17 protein-coding genes are annotated in these 16,865 nt (G+C 51.5%); 12 read left to right on the top strand and 5 right to left on the bottom strand.

Annotated features, from left to right (window positions below):
* Window positions 1–18: 18 nt before the first annotated feature.
* Window positions 19–3,060, top strand: coding sequence for a SusC/RagA family TonB-linked outer membrane protein (locus tag K7A41_RS02735; protein ID WP_265712507.1), 3,042 nt, complete (start codon window positions 19–21; stop codon window positions 3,058–3,060).
* A gap of 126 nt (window positions 3,061–3,186) precedes the next feature.
* On the opposite strand, the gene K7A41_RS02730 is transcribed toward K7A41_RS02735, so the two are convergent.
* Entirely contained in the window at window positions 3,187–4,011 is an 825-nt protein-coding gene (locus K7A41_RS02730) for a hypothetical protein (RefSeq protein ID WP_265712506.1), read from the bottom strand.
* A 64-nt stretch (window positions 4,012–4,075) separates the two neighbouring features.
* Window positions 4,076–4,873 carry a helix-turn-helix domain-containing protein gene (locus tag K7A41_RS02725; protein WP_322784007.1) on the bottom strand — a complete coding sequence of 266 codons (798 nt, stop codon included), beginning with the start codon at window positions 4,871–4,873 and terminating at the stop codon, window positions 4,076–4,078.
* 318 nt (window positions 4,874–5,191) lie between these two features.
* Between K7A41_RS02725 and K7A41_RS02715 the strand changes: the two genes are divergently transcribed.
* The 6 genes from K7A41_RS02715 (at window position 5,192) to K7A41_RS02690 (ending at window position 9,163) form a co-directional block, all read left to right on the top strand.
* A complete protein-coding gene (locus K7A41_RS02715) occupies window positions 5,192–5,461 on the top strand; it encodes a hypothetical protein (protein ID WP_265712503.1) in 270 nt (89 codons plus the stop codon).
* Window positions 5,462–5,630: 169 nt separating this feature from the next.
* On the top strand, window positions 5,631–6,458 hold the full coding sequence (locus tag K7A41_RS02710; protein WP_265712502.1) for a helix-turn-helix domain-containing protein: 828 nt from the start codon (window positions 5,631–5,633) through the stop codon (window positions 6,456–6,458).
* Between the two features lie 77 nt (window positions 6,459–6,535).
* Complete coding sequence (locus tag K7A41_RS02705) at window positions 6,536–7,126, top strand: NAD(P)H-dependent oxidoreductase (RefSeq protein WP_265712501.1); 591 nt, start codon at window positions 6,536–6,538, stop codon at window positions 7,124–7,126.
* Window positions 7,127–7,285: 159 nt separating this feature from the next.
* Window positions 7,286–7,552, top strand: a complete 267-nt coding sequence (locus K7A41_RS02700) for a hypothetical protein (RefSeq protein WP_028069748.1) — start codon at window positions 7,286–7,288, stop codon at window positions 7,550–7,552.
* Window positions 7,553–7,793: 241 nt separating this feature from the next.
* Window positions 7,794–8,393 (top strand): hypothetical protein, encoded by a 600-nt coding sequence (locus K7A41_RS02695; RefSeq protein WP_265712500.1) that lies wholly within the window; start codon window positions 7,794–7,796, stop codon window positions 8,391–8,393.
* A gap of 209 nt (window positions 8,394–8,602) precedes the next feature.
* Complete coding sequence (locus K7A41_RS02690; RefSeq protein ID WP_265712499.1) at window positions 8,603–9,163, top strand: DUF4468 domain-containing protein; 561 nt, start codon at window positions 8,603–8,605, stop codon at window positions 9,161–9,163.
* 57 nt (window positions 9,164–9,220) lie between these two features.
* On the opposite strand, the gene cobA is transcribed toward K7A41_RS02690, so the two are convergent.
* Window positions 9,221–9,994, bottom strand: coding sequence for a uroporphyrinogen-III C-methyltransferase (gene cobA / locus K7A41_RS02685; protein ID WP_028069751.1), 774 nt, complete (start codon window positions 9,992–9,994; stop codon window positions 9,221–9,223).
* Between the two features lie 199 nt (window positions 9,995–10,193).
* Here cobA and nirB point away from each other — a divergent pair, with 199 nt between their 5' ends.
* Genes nirB through K7A41_RS02665 form a run of 4 tightly spaced genes read left to right on the top strand, consistent with a single transcriptional unit; the run spans window position 10,194 to window position 14,357 of the window.
* A complete protein-coding gene (gene nirB / locus K7A41_RS02680) occupies window positions 10,194–12,710 on the top strand; it encodes a nitrite reductase large subunit NirB (RefSeq protein WP_265712498.1) in 2,517 nt (838 codons plus the stop codon).
* Window positions 12,711–12,742: 32 nt separating this feature from the next.
* Window positions 12,743–13,090 (top strand): nitrite reductase small subunit NirD, encoded by a 348-nt coding sequence (gene nirD, locus K7A41_RS02675; RefSeq protein WP_028069753.1) that lies wholly within the window; start codon window positions 12,743–12,745, stop codon window positions 13,088–13,090.
* Window positions 13,091–13,135: 45 nt separating this feature from the next.
* Entirely contained in the window at window positions 13,136–13,942 is an 807-nt protein-coding gene (locus tag K7A41_RS02670) for a formate/nitrite transporter family protein (RefSeq protein WP_265712497.1), read from the top strand.
* 7 nt (window positions 13,943–13,949) lie between these two features.
* Window positions 13,950–14,357 (top strand): hypothetical protein, encoded by a 408-nt coding sequence (locus K7A41_RS02665; protein WP_265712496.1) that lies wholly within the window; start codon window positions 13,950–13,952, stop codon window positions 14,355–14,357.
* A 72-nt stretch (window positions 14,358–14,429) separates the two neighbouring features.
* On the opposite strand, the gene K7A41_RS02660 is transcribed toward K7A41_RS02665, so the two are convergent.
* Window positions 14,430–15,128, bottom strand: a complete 699-nt coding sequence (locus tag K7A41_RS02660) for a Crp/Fnr family transcriptional regulator (protein ID WP_265712495.1) — start codon at window positions 15,126–15,128, stop codon at window positions 14,430–14,432.
* Window positions 15,129–15,369: 241 nt separating this feature from the next.
* Here K7A41_RS02660 and K7A41_RS02655 point away from each other — a divergent pair, with 241 nt between their 5' ends.
* Window positions 15,370–15,894 carry a hypothetical protein gene (locus K7A41_RS02655; protein ID WP_265712494.1) on the top strand — a complete coding sequence of 175 codons (525 nt, stop codon included), beginning with the start codon at window positions 15,370–15,372 and terminating at the stop codon, window positions 15,892–15,894.
* A gap of 43 nt (window positions 15,895–15,937) precedes the next feature.
* Here K7A41_RS02655 and K7A41_RS02650 read toward each other — a convergent pair whose 3' ends face one another.
* Entirely contained in the window at window positions 15,938–16,852 is a 915-nt protein-coding gene (locus K7A41_RS02650) for a helix-turn-helix domain-containing protein (protein WP_265712493.1), read from the bottom strand.
* Window positions 16,853–16,865 lie beyond the last annotated feature (13 nt).

Genomic DNA, 16,865 nt, shown 5'->3' with positions numbered 1-16,865 from the left:
AAAAAAAGGAAATCAGACATGAAAAAGAGCATCTATCTTTTAGTTGTAATGGTGCTATCACCATTCATCATATATGCACAGTCGGTCAGCGGGATCGTCAAAAACAGCACGGGCCCCCTGTCGGGGGTGTCGGTCAAGGAACAGGGGGGGGCTGCGACACAGACGGACCAGAACGGCCGCTTCAGGCTGGCGCTGTCGGCAGGCAGGGTGCTGCAGTTCAGCAGCGTCGGCTACAACACGCAGCAGCGGAAGGTCAGGCCCGGCGATAATATCGAAGTCATCATGCAGTCCAGCAGCCAGGATATCGACGAGGTGGTGGTCGTGGGCTTCGGCACCACAAAGAAGCTGACCAGCACGGGTGCCGTCAGTTCGGTCAAGGGTGCCGATATCCGGCAGATACCGACCTCCAGCGTGCAGAACGCCCTGACGGGCAGACTGCCGGGATTTGTGTCGGTGCAGCGCTCAGGGCAGCCCGGACGGGATGCCTCGGACTTCTTTATCCGTGGTGTCAGCTCCCTCAATTCCGAAGGCAATCAGCCGCTCATCATTGTCGATGATATTGAGTATACCTATGAACAGCTTTCGCAGATCAATGTCAACGAAATTGAGAGCATCTCCATCCTGAAGGACGCCTCCACAACTGCAGTTTTTGGGATCAAGGGAGCCAACGGCGTGCTGGTGGTCAAGACCCGGCGCGGCGAACTGGGGAGGCCCAAGATCAATGCACGGGTAGAGTCGGGACTGCAGAGTCCCGTGACCAAACTCAAATTTCTCAATGCCTACGAAAGTGCCCTGCTCTGGAATGAGGCCATCGCCAATACGGTAGGGGATAACTCCCATCAGCCTTTTACGGAAGAGGACCTGGCACATTTCCGCAATGGCGACGATAAGTATGGCCATCCGGATGTCAACTGGTACGAGCGTATTTTTAAGCCTTCCAGCCAGCAGTACAATACCAACATCGATATCACCGGTGGCGGTGAGGCGGTCAAGTACTTTGTGTCTGCCGGGGCCTTTTCGCAGAACGGTAACCTGTATCATTTTGAGAATGAGGGCGACAAGGTCAATAACAACTATTACTACCGCCGCTTTAACCTGCGTTCCAACCTGGATGTGCAGGCCACTAAAACCTTGAAGCTGCGGCTGGACTTCCGGGCCAATTTTAACCGGATCAACTCCCCGCGGGCCGGAAATATCGTCGGCGAAGTGTTTAATTTCAACAAAATAAGACCCTGGTCGGCGCCTTTTCTGAATCCCGACGGCTCTTTCGCCTATGCCAGTGATACACAGGAACTGCTGCCGACGATCAATGCGCGGCTGGCCGCCTCGGGCTACAGCCTGGACCGGCGCAATGACCTCAACATCTTGTTTGGCGGTACGCAGGAGCTCAATAGCTGGCTGCAGGGACTGTCTTTCTCGACACGTGTAGCCTATGCGAGTGTCGAGTCTAATGGCCGCGAGCAGGCCCGGGACGAAATCCCGGTGTACCGCTACGACCCCTCGACCAACGGTTATCTGTTAAAGGGCGGGGCGCCCTATGTACTGGGCAATTATACGCTGCGTGCCTATCAGGGCGATTACAACAACCGTGTGAACGTGCAGGCTAATTTTAACTATGCGCGTTCATTCGGCGACCACAGCGTGACGGGGCTGCTGCTGTACAACCGTGAGTCGTACAAGACCAAGGGTGATCAGAAGACCAACTGGATCCCGCAGAATTTTGAGGGCTACACCTTCAGGGCGGGCTACAATTACAAAGAGAAGTTTTTGCTGGATGCCACTGCGGCCTACAATGGTTCGGACCGTTTTCGGGGGGCACAGCGCTATGGGCTGTTTCCGGCCGTGTCCGCCGGCTACAACCTGGCCAAAGAAACATTCTTTAAGGATGCCTTCGACTTTGTGGAGCTGTTCAAACTGCGGGCCTCATACGGGCTCGTGGGTTCCGACAAGGTGATTGGTGACCGCTACCTCTATCAGCAGGTATACAACCAGGGGGGCAGCTATTCTTTTGGCGAGACACACCAGCCTTCGCTGATTATCACCGAAGGGAATCTGGGAAATGATAACGTGACCTGGGAAAAGCAAAAGTCTTTTGATCTGGGGCTCGATATCAACCTTTGGAAAAATAAGTTCTCGTTGACCCTGGATTACTTCAATAATATCCGCTATGATCAGCTGGTGACCTCCCAGTCGCTGTTCCAGCATATCGGGGTGGGGGTGTCGCCGACCAATATTGCGCGTGTGCGCAACAGGGGGCTGGAGCTGGAGCTGAACGTCAACAACAATATCGGGGCGTTTAATTACAATATCAAGGGGGTGCTGACCTACTTCAAGAATAAGATCCTGTTTCAGGATGAACCCGCACCGGCATTTCCCTGGCTGCGCCTGACCGGGCAGCAGATCAACCAGCCTCTGGGCTACCTGTATGACGGCTTTTATACCGAAGAGAATATTGCCGACAGCCCCAAGCCTTCGGGCGGTTATCAGGTGCAGCCGGGCGACCTCCGCTATAAGGATCTGAACGGCGATGGTATCATCGATGACTACGACCGGACGGTCATCGGCAGGCCCGATATTCCGAATACGAGTTTCGGCCTCACCCTGGGCGGCAGCTACAAGGGCTTTAGCTTCAATGTGCTGCTGCAGGGCACCACAGACTACAGCTTCAGCATCAGAGGCAGTGGTATCGAGCCGTTCCAGAGTCAGTTCCAGCCGATCCATCAGCAGCGGTGGACACCGGAGACCGCGGCCACAGCCAAGTTCCCGCGGCTGACCACCAACCCCACGACCATCAACAGCCCCTCGACCTATATGTCGGATTTCTGGCTGATTGATGCCACTTATCTGCGGCTCAAAACCGTGGAGCTGGGCTATCAGCTGCCCAATAGGTGGCTGCCGTTTAAAATCAACAATGCACGTCTGTACCTCAGCGGGTATAACCTGCTGACCTGGACCAACTATTCGCTGTACCAGCAGGATCCGGAGGTGACGGCCAACAGTGCCGGCGATGCCTACCAGAACCAGCGCGTTGTGAACCTGGGGATCCAGATCGGCCTGTAGGGCTAGATACGCATGGTGTTGCGCGAGCATCAGGCAGCAAAGCAGAGCGGCCTGCCTCCGGAGTATATTTCCGGAAGGGAGGCCGCTGTATGTAAAGGCTGCTGGTCAGCCATTGGGGCGGGGGACTTACCTCAGTCCCAGCTGCCAGGTCTCCTGGACTTTGCCCCGGCTTTTGAGGAGTTCCAGCTGTTCGCCCGTGGCCGCCGCCAGTAGCTTGGGCAGGCTACTGTACTTGTCAAATTCGGGTGGGTACTTTTCGAGCACCCGGAAGCCCTGATCGTAAAAGAACTGCTCGGCCTGGTCGAAAGACTCGAAGTAGTTGGCGTGCACGTTGTTTTTCCGGAAGAAATCGTTCCACCGTCCGTCTCTGTCGCTGCCCACGGCCTGGGTCTCATGCCGGATATAAATATCGGCGGTGGTCCAGGTGCCGCCCTGCCGCTCGAGCAGCCTGCGGATATGCTGCAGGATCTGCTTTTTGGCCGCATCGTCGAAATACAGCAGCAGCCCCTCATTGATGATGGCGAGTTCGCTGCTGGTCTCCGGATAGCTTTCGGTGTGCAGCACGTCGAGTGGCTGTAACTGCAGGTTTTGCGGGACAGCCTGCTGCATGGCCTGCAGCATTTCACTCTTCTGGCTGATGATGGCCGGCAGGTCCGTGTCGATGTAGCTGGCGTCGGGGTGCTTGCGGGCGTAGTCCAGACCGCGCAACGAGAAGCCTGCGGAAAGCTCGAGTACGGTAGGTGCTGCGGTCTTTTCCAGAAAATAATCCAGGGAGCGGTACCGCATTTCGAAGTGCAGCACGCTGGCCCAGAAACCAAAATCCTGTTGTGGAGCGGCGGGGCTTTCGATGCCAAAATAGGCGGCTACCTCTTCCGCAAAGGGAATGGAGCCTGCGGCCGCTTTGAAGGCCAGCAAGGCGCCGGCGGTATCTGTTACGTGTTTTAATCGCATGATTGTGTGTTTTTTTTCTGCAAAGTAACAGCACCCCGGGATGGCAAAATAGGAAAAAGTAGACCTACCGTTTTTTGTTGAAGGCATTGCCCAGCTGGTTGGGGGCGCGCATAAACTGCCGGGGCCGCTGTGCGAATACCTTGCGGAAGTCTTGCAGGAAGTGGGATTCGTCATAGTAAAGGTCATACAGATGGTCTTTGTTTTCCTTTTGCTGATCACGGATATAGAGGTTGTACATCGCCTGCAGGCGCACGATGGAAGCATATTCTTTCGGTGTCAGGCCGACCTGCTGCTTGAACAGCTTATTGAGATGCCGCTGCGAGCCGGGAATATTTTCGAAGACCTCCCGGATGCGGATATTGCCCTGATGCTGGTCGATGGCATCCACTGCGCTGATGACGCGCCCATCGGCTGCAAACTGTATCCGCTCGGCCAGCAGCTGCAGCAGCGAACCGATACTGTCCGCAGGCACACCAGTGCAGGAGTCCAGTACCATGCTGCCGTCCTTCTTCAGGCGGGAGATCGATGTTATCCCGTTGACCAATGTAGGCATGGCAGCACCTGCGATGGCATAATAGCCATAGGGCCTGAAGGTGATGCCGATGGAGCTGACCGGGGCAGAACCGCGGAGCACAATATTTTTGTTGTGAGGGCCCACCAGATGCAGGTCGTACAGCGGATGATGAAACACCGTGTCGTCCACGACATGCTCGTAAGTACCTTGATAGTTCCACAGCAGTACGCATTTACCGGTCGGGATCACCAGGGCCTGCTCGCGCTCGGGGAGCTGCTCCGGGCTTTCGAACGACCAGATGGACTCGATCAATGGAGATAAACTGTCAGGTACGGTATAATACTGCATGCCGGCATGTAAAAAAGCAAATATCGGAACAATGGGCCAGTCGCGCAACAGGGGCTCCGTGAATTCTGATAGCGGTAAGTTAACTTATTTTTTTTCAAACTTTTTGTGTACGGGAGATGTTCAGACCGTAGCAATCATCCCCGACAGGGGCTCTCATAAAATTAGGTAAAATGACAGCACGCCAGTTTCCCAGACTGGCGTGCTATTTTTGTTGCGCCCGTGTCACCCGGTTATTGGGCACAAACCGCCTTCGCTCAGCATGTCCTGCTGCGGGTGTTGCCGAAATCTTTATCTTTGTGTATGTCCAAAAACAAAATAATGTCCAATGCTAATTTGAGCTTGATTGCGACAGGTGCGCATATCGTTATGGCCATTGTGCTTTTTAGCTATCAGGAGAAGCTGTATGTTTACGACCTTGAGGGGGCGGTTATCACCCTGTTGTTCGTGTTGGTGATCCTGGCCCTTGCCCTGGCCATCAATTCGAGAAAGACGACGTTGGGTCTGTTGCTGCTCTTTCTGAATGCGCTTTACCTGCCGGTTTGCCTCCTGCTGCTCTATATTGGGCTGACTTTCACCTTTAGGGTATAACGGCCCCGCGGGTATCTGCTTAACTGAGGCGAATCATAATCTGCTGGCCAGCATGCGACGGACCAATCTGTACTATGTTAATGAAAGGCTGACATTGGCAAAAGTCGCGGGCAAAATAGGGTTTAGATCGGATTTAGGTAGATTTTTTATAAATTGAGCGTACCAAACAATGATGGCCAACAGCGGTTCAACATATCGGGATGTGCGATTGCCGGTTCCGGAAGAATTTTCGGACGTCTTTTCGCATTTTTACTTCGCCGCCAATCGCAGCACGGAGGCCGTGACCAAAACATTGATGCCCTCTTTCCAGACGATAATGGTCTTTAATTTTGGCAGCAGGGCCGTCCTGCATACCCGGCAGGGGACGGCGGCCGAAATGCACAGGTGTATTGTGCTGGGGCCGGTAAAGACGGCATTTGACTATACGCTGCCGCCCGGATCAGAGATTCTGGTTGTCAATTTTAAGGCTGACGCCTTTTTCCGCTTTTTCGGGCAGGCCCGCCTGTCGGACCATCTGCCGGCAGATCCCAACGATGCCTTGGCAGACGACTGCTTTGCCCGGCTATGGCATCAGCTGGACCCGATGTCTGCCGTAGCCGATCGCGTCGGTAGCATCCTGGACTTCTGCAGGCCGTATCTGAGGCCGCAGGATGGTGCTTCATCCCTGCTGTCGGGATTCGAATCGGACTCCCAAAGCGTCATCAAGTCCGTCGCCGGCAGCATCGGACAGACGGAGCGCAACGTGCAGCTGATGCACAAAAAGTACTTTGGCTACAGCGCCAAGGAGCGTGGCCGCTACGAGCGCTTTATCAAAGCGGTGGGCCTGCTGCAACAGCTTGCCTCCAGTGGCGATAAAGTGGACTGGTTTGAAATCATTGGCGCCTGCGGCTACTACGATCAGAGCCAGCTGATCCACGACTTCGGGCATTTTATGAACATCTCCCCTAAAAAATACCTACGGTTGCAGACGGATATCTGCCGGGCCACGGCCGACTAAGCTTTTCGTTTTCTTACAATTTTTCGGATCCGCCTTCCACTACTTTTGTTTCAGTCATTCAAATAAAACAAAAGAATATGAAACATCTGATTATTTATGCACATCCCAACCCAGAAAGCCTCAACCATCAGTTTAGACAGACAGCCGAAGCGGCGCTGCGCATGCAGGGACACGAGGTTGTCGTCCGGGATCTGTATGCATTGAATTTTAATCCGGTACTTTCGCTGGAGGATATGCAGGGTCAGCGGCAGGGCCGGGTGGCCGATGAGGTCCGGCAGGAGCAGGCATATATCTCCTGGGCAGATACGCTGACTTTTGTTTACCCGATCTGGTGGACGGGTATGCCGGCGATCATGAAAGGCTACATCGACCGTGTGTTTAGCTATGGCTTTGCGTACCGCTACGATCAAGGTGTGCAAAAGGGGCTGCTGAGCGGCAAGTCGGTATATGTTATCAATTCCCATGGCAAGTCGAAGTCCGAATACGGGGAGATCGGTATGGACCGGGCGCTCCGGCTGACCTCGGATCGGGGGATCTATGCCTACTGTGGTCTGGAGATCAAACAGCATTTCTTCTTTGATGGGGCGGACCGCCCTGCGGCAGCGCGTGTCGAAACATGGCTGCAGGAGATCGCTGGGGCTTATGCAATCCAGGAAGCATTTTTGTAGGACCTGACATTCGGTCAGGTTAGCAGTCCGTATTACATGTAGGCGATAAAACAAGGGCGGGGGCGGTACTGTAACGTGGAATATCCAATGGTGGATGCGAAAAAAAATCCCTATCTTCATCGAGGCTATAGGAGCCGCTGACTTTTTATGAAAACCGATATGGAAACGAACGAAACGAATGCAAGGCCATTGGGCGAATTGTCCGATGCCGAATTGCTGGAAAAAAAGAAAAAATCCCTGCCCAATAAGATTATCAATGCCTGTATCATTGGCTTCTGTTTTGGTGTGGCCGTCTACAGCGCCGTAAAAAACGGGCTTGGGTTAAGTACGATTGTGCCTCTGGTGTTAGCCTTGCTGGCTTATAAGTATCTGGGCAAAGATGAGCGGATGGTCGATGAAGAGCTAAAAGCCAGAAATCTGAAATAATTTTTTTTTAAAAAATTAAAACTATTCGCTGTTAGCGGATGTCCTGAGGGTAGTCCATTTGAAAGTAATTTAGTTAAAGGTCGGGTTTCGCATGTTCACCCGGCCTTTTTTCGTTGAAAGGGAAACTATCGCTGTGGCGTTATTGTTTATAAAATGGACGTTGCACGGCGGCGCGGGGCAAACAGCTTGCCGCGCTGGCGGACGCGTACCGTCATCATCGTATGTAGTAAAAAATAACACTATGAGAAGAGAACAAATTGAAGAGTGGATTGCTGAAGGATACAATATCCTGGATCATAAGAAGCCGAAAGTCGTCGAAGGGGATATCTGGGAATACCTCAACCAGTGTGATGGTCATGGCACGGATGTGTACGCCCTGTCCGAACTGGCACGCTGGTCTGACCGGGAACTGGCGGAGCTGGATTTACGTAAGTACACCACCGCGTACGGTCAGCTGGGCGAAAAACAGTTTCTCCGCAATGAGGCTATCCGTACCAAAGAATTTGACAAATACGAAGCGTTTTTGCGTCTATTTTTTCCCGACAGTGTCGAAAAGGAAATCGAAGAAGCACGCTTCCTGTCCGAACAGGTCAAACGGGTGACGAAAGAAGAGATGCAGCAATGGGTGGTGACCCATCATATCAATGTGCTGCTTTCGGACCTGTATTGCCTCGATGAAGGGGCGATCCTGACCGGTCTGGTACTGCCGTCGGAAGAAGTGGTCAGCTATACCGATGGCGGGCTGCAGGATACAATGGACTGCCATGTGACACCCATGGAGTTCTTTAGCCATGCCGAACACGATCATTACTGGATCGATCCCCGGGTCAAAGGGGCCTGAGATAGCACGCCGCGTTTCGCTGATTGTGCTTCCTGGACTTGTGTATCCGCTTAACGATGAGTGGCTTGTAGGTTGTATTGGGGTAAAGGGGACTGTATGGTCTGTGGGATGAAAATTCTCGCACTTGGGCAAATTTTATTTAAACGAGAAATATTGTTGACTTTGGCATAATATATGTTGCTGATGGCGTACTCAATAGCTATGGTATTATGACGATCAAACAAATTTTTCTCGCTATTACGTTGTGCATTGTGATGGGGTTCGCGCAGGCGCAGACCATGAAATTAACGCCAAATGATTTTGTCGATGCGGCGGACGAATCCAAAAATTATGTGGTTCTGAACTTTCCCGGCAAATCACAGCAGGAGCTTTACAAGGCGGTGCTGAAATTTGCAAACTCAGTGTACAACAGGCCAGAAAAAGTGATTACCAAGGTGGAGGGCGAGCAGATTGTCCTCGACGCGATGGAAAAGCAAGTTACTTCATGGGGCAGACTGCGCAAGGATCTGGATTTCTTTTACAAAATTACCATGGACTTTAAAGATGGCCGGATGCGTTTTTCGCCCAACTATAAGTATCTCGAAGGTTACGACGGTATTGAGTACCCGCTGGTCAAAAAAAGCAATCTGTGGGTAAAGACAGCGATGTTCAATACAGGTGGTAAGGTGAGAAGGGAAGCGGCACAGCAGGACCTGGAAAAGTTTATCAATGACTTTATCGTGGCCATTGCCAACAGTATCAACAGTAGCAAGACCAATGACAATTGGTGACAAACACCCCAAATAATATATAGATAATGAAGCTCTCAAATTTTTTTGAGAGCTTTTTTATTGCCCTCCTATCTGCCTATACTGCTCACTGGCAGCAAGTGTTTCGGCCTGTTGCAGGCTGACCACATCACCGATCACAATAATGGCCGGATGCCCGAGTCCCTGTTGACGGCAGGCACGCACCAGGTCCTTGACTTTGCAGGTTACCTGTCTTTGCTGGGGTAGGCTGGCATGTTGTATGACGGCTGCTGGTGTATCGCCCCTTCCGTAAAGCACGTAGGTGCGCGCAATCTCGTCCAGCTTGCGCATGCCCATGTAAATGACAACCGTGGAGCGACTTTGTACGGCCAGTGGCAAGTCTGCAGACAAACTTCCATCTTTCTTCATCCCGGTCAATGCCCAGACGCCTTCGCTGATACCGCGGTGCGTCAGCGGGATATCGTTGAGGCCTGCGCCCTGCATGCTGCTGATGCCGGGAATATAGATGACGTCTATACCCTGATCCCTGACGGTCAGCCATTCTTCAAAGCCCCGGCCAAAGAGATAGGGGTCGCCGCCTTTTAGGCGCAGTACCCGGTCGTATTGTGCGCAGTATTGTAGAATGAGTGCGTTGATCTCTTCCTGAGGTACATATTCTCCATAAGGATGCTTGCCGACATAGTGTTTTATGCAGTTTTTGGGTGCTAATTTTAGTATTTCTTCATTAATTAGGTTGTCAAATAGGATGACTTGCGCATTTTTTATCGCTTTATGCGCTTTTAATGTGAGTAATTCGGGGTCTCCCGGCCCAGAACCGACAATAAATAGCGATTTTTTCTTTAGTTTTTTCATTGTTACACTGTTTTTGTCTTGTTTTATATGTAAATGTATTAAAAAATGTGGTATAAATCATGTTTCTTTAAAATATTTTGAAATTTTTATTGAAAAAATATTACAAAAATCATGTTTTTGTTGATTTTTTAATTTTTTATTACCTAAATTAGTGTTGTTAAATCAGTAAATTGGTTTTTATATCAAAAAAACAGGAGTTATGGAAAGAAAAAAGATTGTTATTGTTGGAAATGGTATGGTTGGGAATAAGATTTGTGAAAAATTGAGGTTAAAATCAGCCGACTTGCAAATAACTGTATTCGCCGAAGAGCCAATTCGGGCCTATGATCGGGTGCATTTGACCGATTATTTCAAAATTTCATCTCTTGAAGAGCTTTTTCTCTCAAAAAATGAATGGTATGCCGAAAATAATATCAAAATTCATCTCAATGACCCTGTTGTTGACGTAAATCTGAACAAGAAAGAGGTGGTCTCCCTAAAGGGTGAGGCTGTCCCTTACGATTACCTGGTGTTTGCGACAGGTTCTGCGGCTTTTGTGCCACCCATTCCGGGTGTAGAGAAGGAGGGTGTATTCTTATACCGTACGGTGGAAGATCTGGAGCTGATCAAAGCTTATGCGGTCCGGGCCAGAAAAGGAGCTGTCATGGGCGGTGGTCTGCTGGGTCTGGAAGCGGCCAAGGCCCTGGTCGATCTGGGGATCTCGGAAACGGCCGTGATCGAGTTTGCGCCGCGTCTGATGCCCAGGCAGATTGATGACAGTGCGAGCGCACTATTGCAAAGCAAATTGGCTGGGCTGGGGCTGAGCTGTCTGCTGCAGAAATCTACCCGGGAGCTACTGGGTGACGAACGCCTGACGGGCATTGCCTTTCAGGATGGTTCGGTACTGGAGACCGACCTGTTGGTGATATCGGCGGGTATCCGTCCGCGTGATGAACTCGCCCGGAAAGCGGGGCTCAGTGTCGGCGAGCGTGGGGGCATCCTGGTCAATGCGCAGATGCAGACCTCAGATCCGGCAGTCTATGCCATCGGCGAATGTGCCCTGGTCAACGACATGATCTATGGGCTGGTGGCGCCAGGTTATGAAATGGCCGAGATCGCAGCTTCTCATATCGTAGGCGAAGAAAAGGCTTTCCATGGATTTGATATGAGCACCAAGCTCAAGCTGCTGGGGGTTGACGTGGCCAGCTTCGGGGATCCTTTTGTCAGTGAACCTTATGCACGGACCATCCTGCTGGAAGATCGCAATAAGGGAATTTATAAGCGGCTCAATGTCAGTACCGACGGTACACGTCTGCTGGGTGGTATCCTCGTCGGCGAGGCGGCGAGCTACAATATGCTGCTGCAGATGGTCAATAACAATATGCCGCTGGCCGAGCATCCTGAATTGCTGCTGCTGGGCGAACAGCGTGACAGCAAAGCTCCGGGCACAGGGCTGGAGGCACTGCCAGACCAGGCGCTGATCTGTAGCTGCGAAGGGGTGACCAAAGCACAGATCTGTGATGCTGTAATGCAGCAGGGCTGTGAAAATGCCGACGGCGTAAAAAAATGTACCAAGGCGGGATCAGGCTGCGGTGGTTGCGTGCCCATGGTCAAGGACCTGGTCAATTATACCATGAAAAAGCAGGGCAAGTACATCCGGAGCAGCATCTGTGAGCATTTTGACCTAAGTCGCCAGGAACTTTATGACCTTATTAAAATCCATGAACTGAAGACTTATGACCAGGTGCTGGACAGTCTGGGCAGGGGACATGGCTGCGAGGTCTGTAAGCCGCTTGTGTCTTCGCTGCTGGCCAGCCTCTGGAATGAAATGATCCTCGATAAAGGAAATGATGTGGCGCAGGATAGCAACGACCGCTACCTTGCCAATATTCAGAAAGGGGGGACCTATTCGGTGGTGCCCCGCATACCGGGGGGTGAGATCACACCCGACAAGCTGATCGTCATCGGTGAGGTCGCCAAGAAATATAATCTGTATACAAAAATTACGGGAGGACAACGCATTGATCTGTTTGGTGCACATCTCAATGACCTCCCGTTTATCTGGGAAGAACTCATCGCGGCGGGTTTTGAGAGCGGGCATGCTTATGGGAAGGCCTTACGGACCGTTAAAAGCTGTGTGGGGAGCACCTGGTGCCGCTTCGGGCTGCACGACAGTGTCTCCTTTGCCATCCGGGTGGAGGAACGCTACCGCGGACTGCGGGCGCCGCATAAGATCAAGTCGGCCGTCAGCGGCTGTATCCGGGAATGCGCGGAGGCCCAGAGCAAGGATTTTGGGATCATCGCCACCGAGAAAGGCTGGAACCTTTATGTCTGCGGCAATGGCGGCAGTAAGCCTCAGCATGCGCTGCTGCTGGCAGCGGATATCGACAGCGAAACCTGTATACGCTACATCGACCGCTTCCTGATGTTCTATATCCGCACAGCAGATCCGCTGACCCGCACAGCTACCTGGCTCAATAAGATGGAAGGCGGCATCGACTACCTCAGAAATGTGGTGGTCAACGATAGCCTGGGTATGGCCGAACAATGGGAAGATGACATGCAGAAACTGGTGGACAGCTACCGCTGTGAATGGAAAGTCGCCGTGGAGGATCCCAATATCCGCAAACGCTTTGTCCACTTTGTCAATGCGCCTGAGGAGAAGGATGATACGGTCCGCTTTGAAATGATGCGCGGCCAGAAAAAGGCTGCTGACTGGAACCTGAAAACGTACTAACATACTTTGAAAACCCTTTAAACAACAATCAGATGGAAACGCAATTAGACACGCAATGGCTGCAGGCTTGCCGCATCGAAGATGCCATTGAAAACGGTGGGGTATGCCTCAAATTAAACAATGAACAGATTGCCCTGTTTTATTTCGCGCGCCGCAACGAGTGGTATGCCACCCAGAACGAATGTCCGCACAAGCGGCAGATGATCCTGAGCCGGGGCATGCTCGGATCGCTGGGCGAAACACCTAAAGTCGCCTGTCCATTTCATAAGAAAACCTTTGCCCTCGATACTGGGGAATGCTTGTCTGGCGATGAATGTGCAATCAAAACCTATCCGGTAAAAGTTGAAAACGGCAGGGTGTATATTGGCATGTCAGCCTAGCTGGCAGCTGTGGAATGAGTGATAAACATTAAAAAAAAATATATTATGGATTATATCAGTCCGAAAGAAGTTGCGGGAGCAATGATGAATACCGCTATTTATAAATCGTCACTGCCGATCCGGGACCTATTGATCCGTGGCGCCTTGTCTGGTGCGCTGCTGGCGATCTCGGTGACCCTGGCACTGCTGGCTACGGGGCAGACGGGGCTCAGCCTGGTCGGTGCCTTTGTTTTTCCTGTCGGCTTTGTGATCATCGTGATCCTGGGCCTGGAACTGGTGACGGGGAGCTTTTCGCTGGTGCCGCTGGCCTGGTTTGAAGGAAAAGTAGGCTTTAAGGCGATGGCCAGCAACCTGCTCTGGGTATTTTTGGGCAACCTGATCGGCAGCGTCCTCTTTGCGCTGCTGTTTTGGGCAGCCAGTACCGAGACTGGCCAAGTCAGCCAGCTGGGAAATATCGAGCAGAGCCTGATCGCCATCAGCGAGAAGAAAACACTTGGTTACGGCAGCCACGGTGCTGCTGGCCTCTTTTCGGCTTTTGTCAAAGCCATCCTCTGCAACTGGATGGTGTGTATGGGGGTGGTGATGTCGATGACATCCAGGTCCACTCTGGGCAAAATTCTGGCTGCGGGGATTCCGATCTTTATCTTTTTTGCACTGGGCTATGAGCATGCCGTGGTCAATATGTTTGTGATCCCGGCAGGTATGATGTTTGGTGCGAAAGTGAGTGTGTCGGACTGGTGGCTGTACAATCAGCTGATCGTGACGGCCGGCAATATCGTGGGCGGACTTCTGTTTACCGGAATGGCTATTTATTATACCTACCACAGCAAGGAGAAAGTTGCTGCATCTTAATCGCTGCATGATGATAAAACGGTTTACAAAAATGGTGGCACTGGCCAGTTTGCTGGTGTTCACTGTTGCTGCGCAGGCGCAGCAGGGTAGCGTCAAAGCTAGCCTCTTTGAAGGGGTTGTGGTGGCAGGATACGCGGACGCTGGTGCCTATATCAACTGTACGGGTCCCGCGGTCAAGTATACCTTTGCTCCGGGCCGCAGCCTGATGCTCGGGCTGCTGCCGACCCTGAAACTCAAGGAAGATAAGGTGGAAGAAGGAAAGCCCAAAAATGCATTTGTGACACCGACACTGGGCGTGGGCCTCACGCTGCTATTTGGGCACCTGGCCGTGCAGCTGCCTGCCTTTTACACGGCCAAGACCAGCACGTCGAACGGAAAATGGCGGCCGGGGATAGGACTGGGGTACAGATTTTAGCGTTGACGTATAGATAGGGAAATATTTACGTAGGGGAGGCAGTTGTCGCAGGGCGATATCAGCTCCCCTTTTTTATGAAGCCTGATCAGCGGAAAGCTCCTGGAGCAATTCGGCGTTCTGGATAAAAATCCGGCGCCCTTCGAGGCGGATGGCTGTCAGTTCAGACAGTTCGGCCAGCATGCGGTACAAGGTCTCGTAGGTGGTACCGATATAGGCCGCCAGGTCTTTTTTGCTGGGTGAAAAGCCGATATAACCGTCGGTCGCATCGGCGCCGAAAATACGCTGAAACAACAGCAGGCTCCAGGCCAGCCGGCTCTTTGCAGTAAGCTGATACAGATTGCACATTTTTTGTTCCGATAGCTGGAGCTCGTCGGCAAAAAAGAGCATGAGCTGGTAGCTCAGTTCGGGGTTGACGCGTAGCGTGGACAGGAAAAAGGGAAGGTCCACAAAGCAAAGCTGCGTGGTTTCGAGTGCCGTGGCTGAAATGGGGTATACTGCCGGTTCAGAGGATACACCACGATGGCCCACGATATCGCCGGGGCCTGCAAAGCGGACGATCATTTCCTTGTCGCCGAGCCGACGGTGGACTTTGACAAGTCCGGACTGTACAAAATAGATGCCTTCGGCAGTGGCGCCTTCGTGGATAAACTGCTGTCCTTTTTTTATTTTTAGAAGTTTACGGTGTAGATCTATCTGTCCGAGCCAGTCCTGCAGTACATGGCGGCACATCAGGCAGGAGTGGTCACAGGTGGTTGATTTTTTTGATTTCATCCATTTTTTGGTTTGGCAGTCATGTGTTTTTACACTTCAAAGGTATTATCTATTCCCTGAAATTCCTATCGAAAAGATTTTTTGGCCGCTTGCAACATCCGATTCTTGGTATAACATCCGATTCTCGGTATATAGTATGCCGTCGGGATGAAATATCCGCCTCGGGTATTCTCTGGTATTTTTTGCCTAACTTTATAGGGCTAGTTGATGTTCATAGAAGGTAAATAAACCAGATTAAAGGATGAAAAAGATCGAACTTATCCCGCTTGTCGGAATGCATATCGAAGACATAGGCCAGGTATCCCTGGGGGCCAGCCGGCTCGAAGTACAAGCCTTACTCGGCGCACCATCCGATGCGCTGGATGACCAGTATTATTACGATGACCTGGAGCTGCGCCTGGATTTTAACGAGGCTGGATTTCTGCAGTTTATTGAAAGCATCAATGGACCATACCCCCAAAAAACCGAAATCAGTATCTATGGGGTCAATCCGTTTCAGGTGGAAGCGGATGAGCTGCTCAATATCCTGAGCGAAAAAAATAGGGGGCCGGTCGACGACAGCGAAGCAGGTTATTGTTACGCTTTCCTGAACATATCCGTCGGCGTGTGGCGGCAGCTGACCGAAGAGGATATCGAGGAAGAAATGGAGTCGATAAAAGCGGAGGGCGATTATGAAGAAAACGCGGACATGCTGATTGAGGACCTCGAAAAATCTAAGTTTTTCTGGACCATAGGGGTTGGTGTGGAAGGTTATTACGCGGATTAGACCCAGAATCCGTATGCATAAAGATCGTAGTCTCCGCGGAGGCTTACTGAAAAGACTGCCTAAACTCTACCGGACTCTGCTGGGTGTTCTTCTTGAATACCTTGCTGAACGACTGCGGATGCTCAAAGCCCAGTTCGTAGGCAATTTCGCTGACTGAAAGTGGGCTGTTGCTGAGCCTTTCTTTGGCGTATTCGATCATTTTTCCCTGTATATGTTGCTGTGTGTTCTGACCCGTGTAGATCCGCAACAAGCTGCCCAGATAATTGGGTGAAAGGTGGAGCTGCTGGGCCAGATAAGCAACCGTTGGGATACCTTGATCCAGAAGCTTGTCCCGATCAAATTGGGCGGAAAGCAGCTGCTCAAACCGGGTGACCAGTTCCTGCGTCGATTTTTTACGCGTGATAAACTGTCGCTCGTAAAAGCGTTCAGAGTAAATCAACAGGCGTTCGATCTGCTTGATAATCAATTCGCGGCTGAACTTGTCGATATTGGACTGATATTCTTTTTCGATATTTTGGAGGATATCGACGAGTATGGCTTCCTCTTTGTCCGAAAGGAATAGGGCCTCATGAACCTCGTACTGGAAAAATTCGTAACGCTTGATCGTGTGTGCCAGTTCGCTATTCCACAGAAAGTCGGGATGGATCAGCAGCATCCAGCCGCTGGGTTCTACCTGCACCTCAGGATTGATTTCGACTTTTAGAAACTGCAGGGGTGAAACGAAGGTCAGCACGCCAGAATCAAAATCGTACTGCTGCTGACCATAATTGAAACGGGCATTTACATTCCGCTTTAATCCGATCGAATAAAAATGCTGTATCCATTTCATCTCTGTATCATTGATGGGATATTTTACCTGGCTGTAATCCACCAGGCTGATCAGGGGATGTTCGGGCCCAGGCAATCCACAAAATTGGTGGAACTCCGAAAGCGAATGAAAGCGAAATGTAGTGTCCATATACAAATTTACT

It is taken from the genome of Sphingobacterium sp. InxBP1, from assembly GCF_026191775.1.
In the GTDB taxonomy this organism is placed as follows: Bacteria; Bacteroidota; Bacteroidia; order Sphingobacteriales; family Sphingobacteriaceae; genus Sphingobacterium; species Sphingobacterium thalpophilum.
The sequence above is the reverse complement of the archived record's forward strand: the minus strand, read 5'-3'. Positions and strand labels throughout refer to the sequence as shown.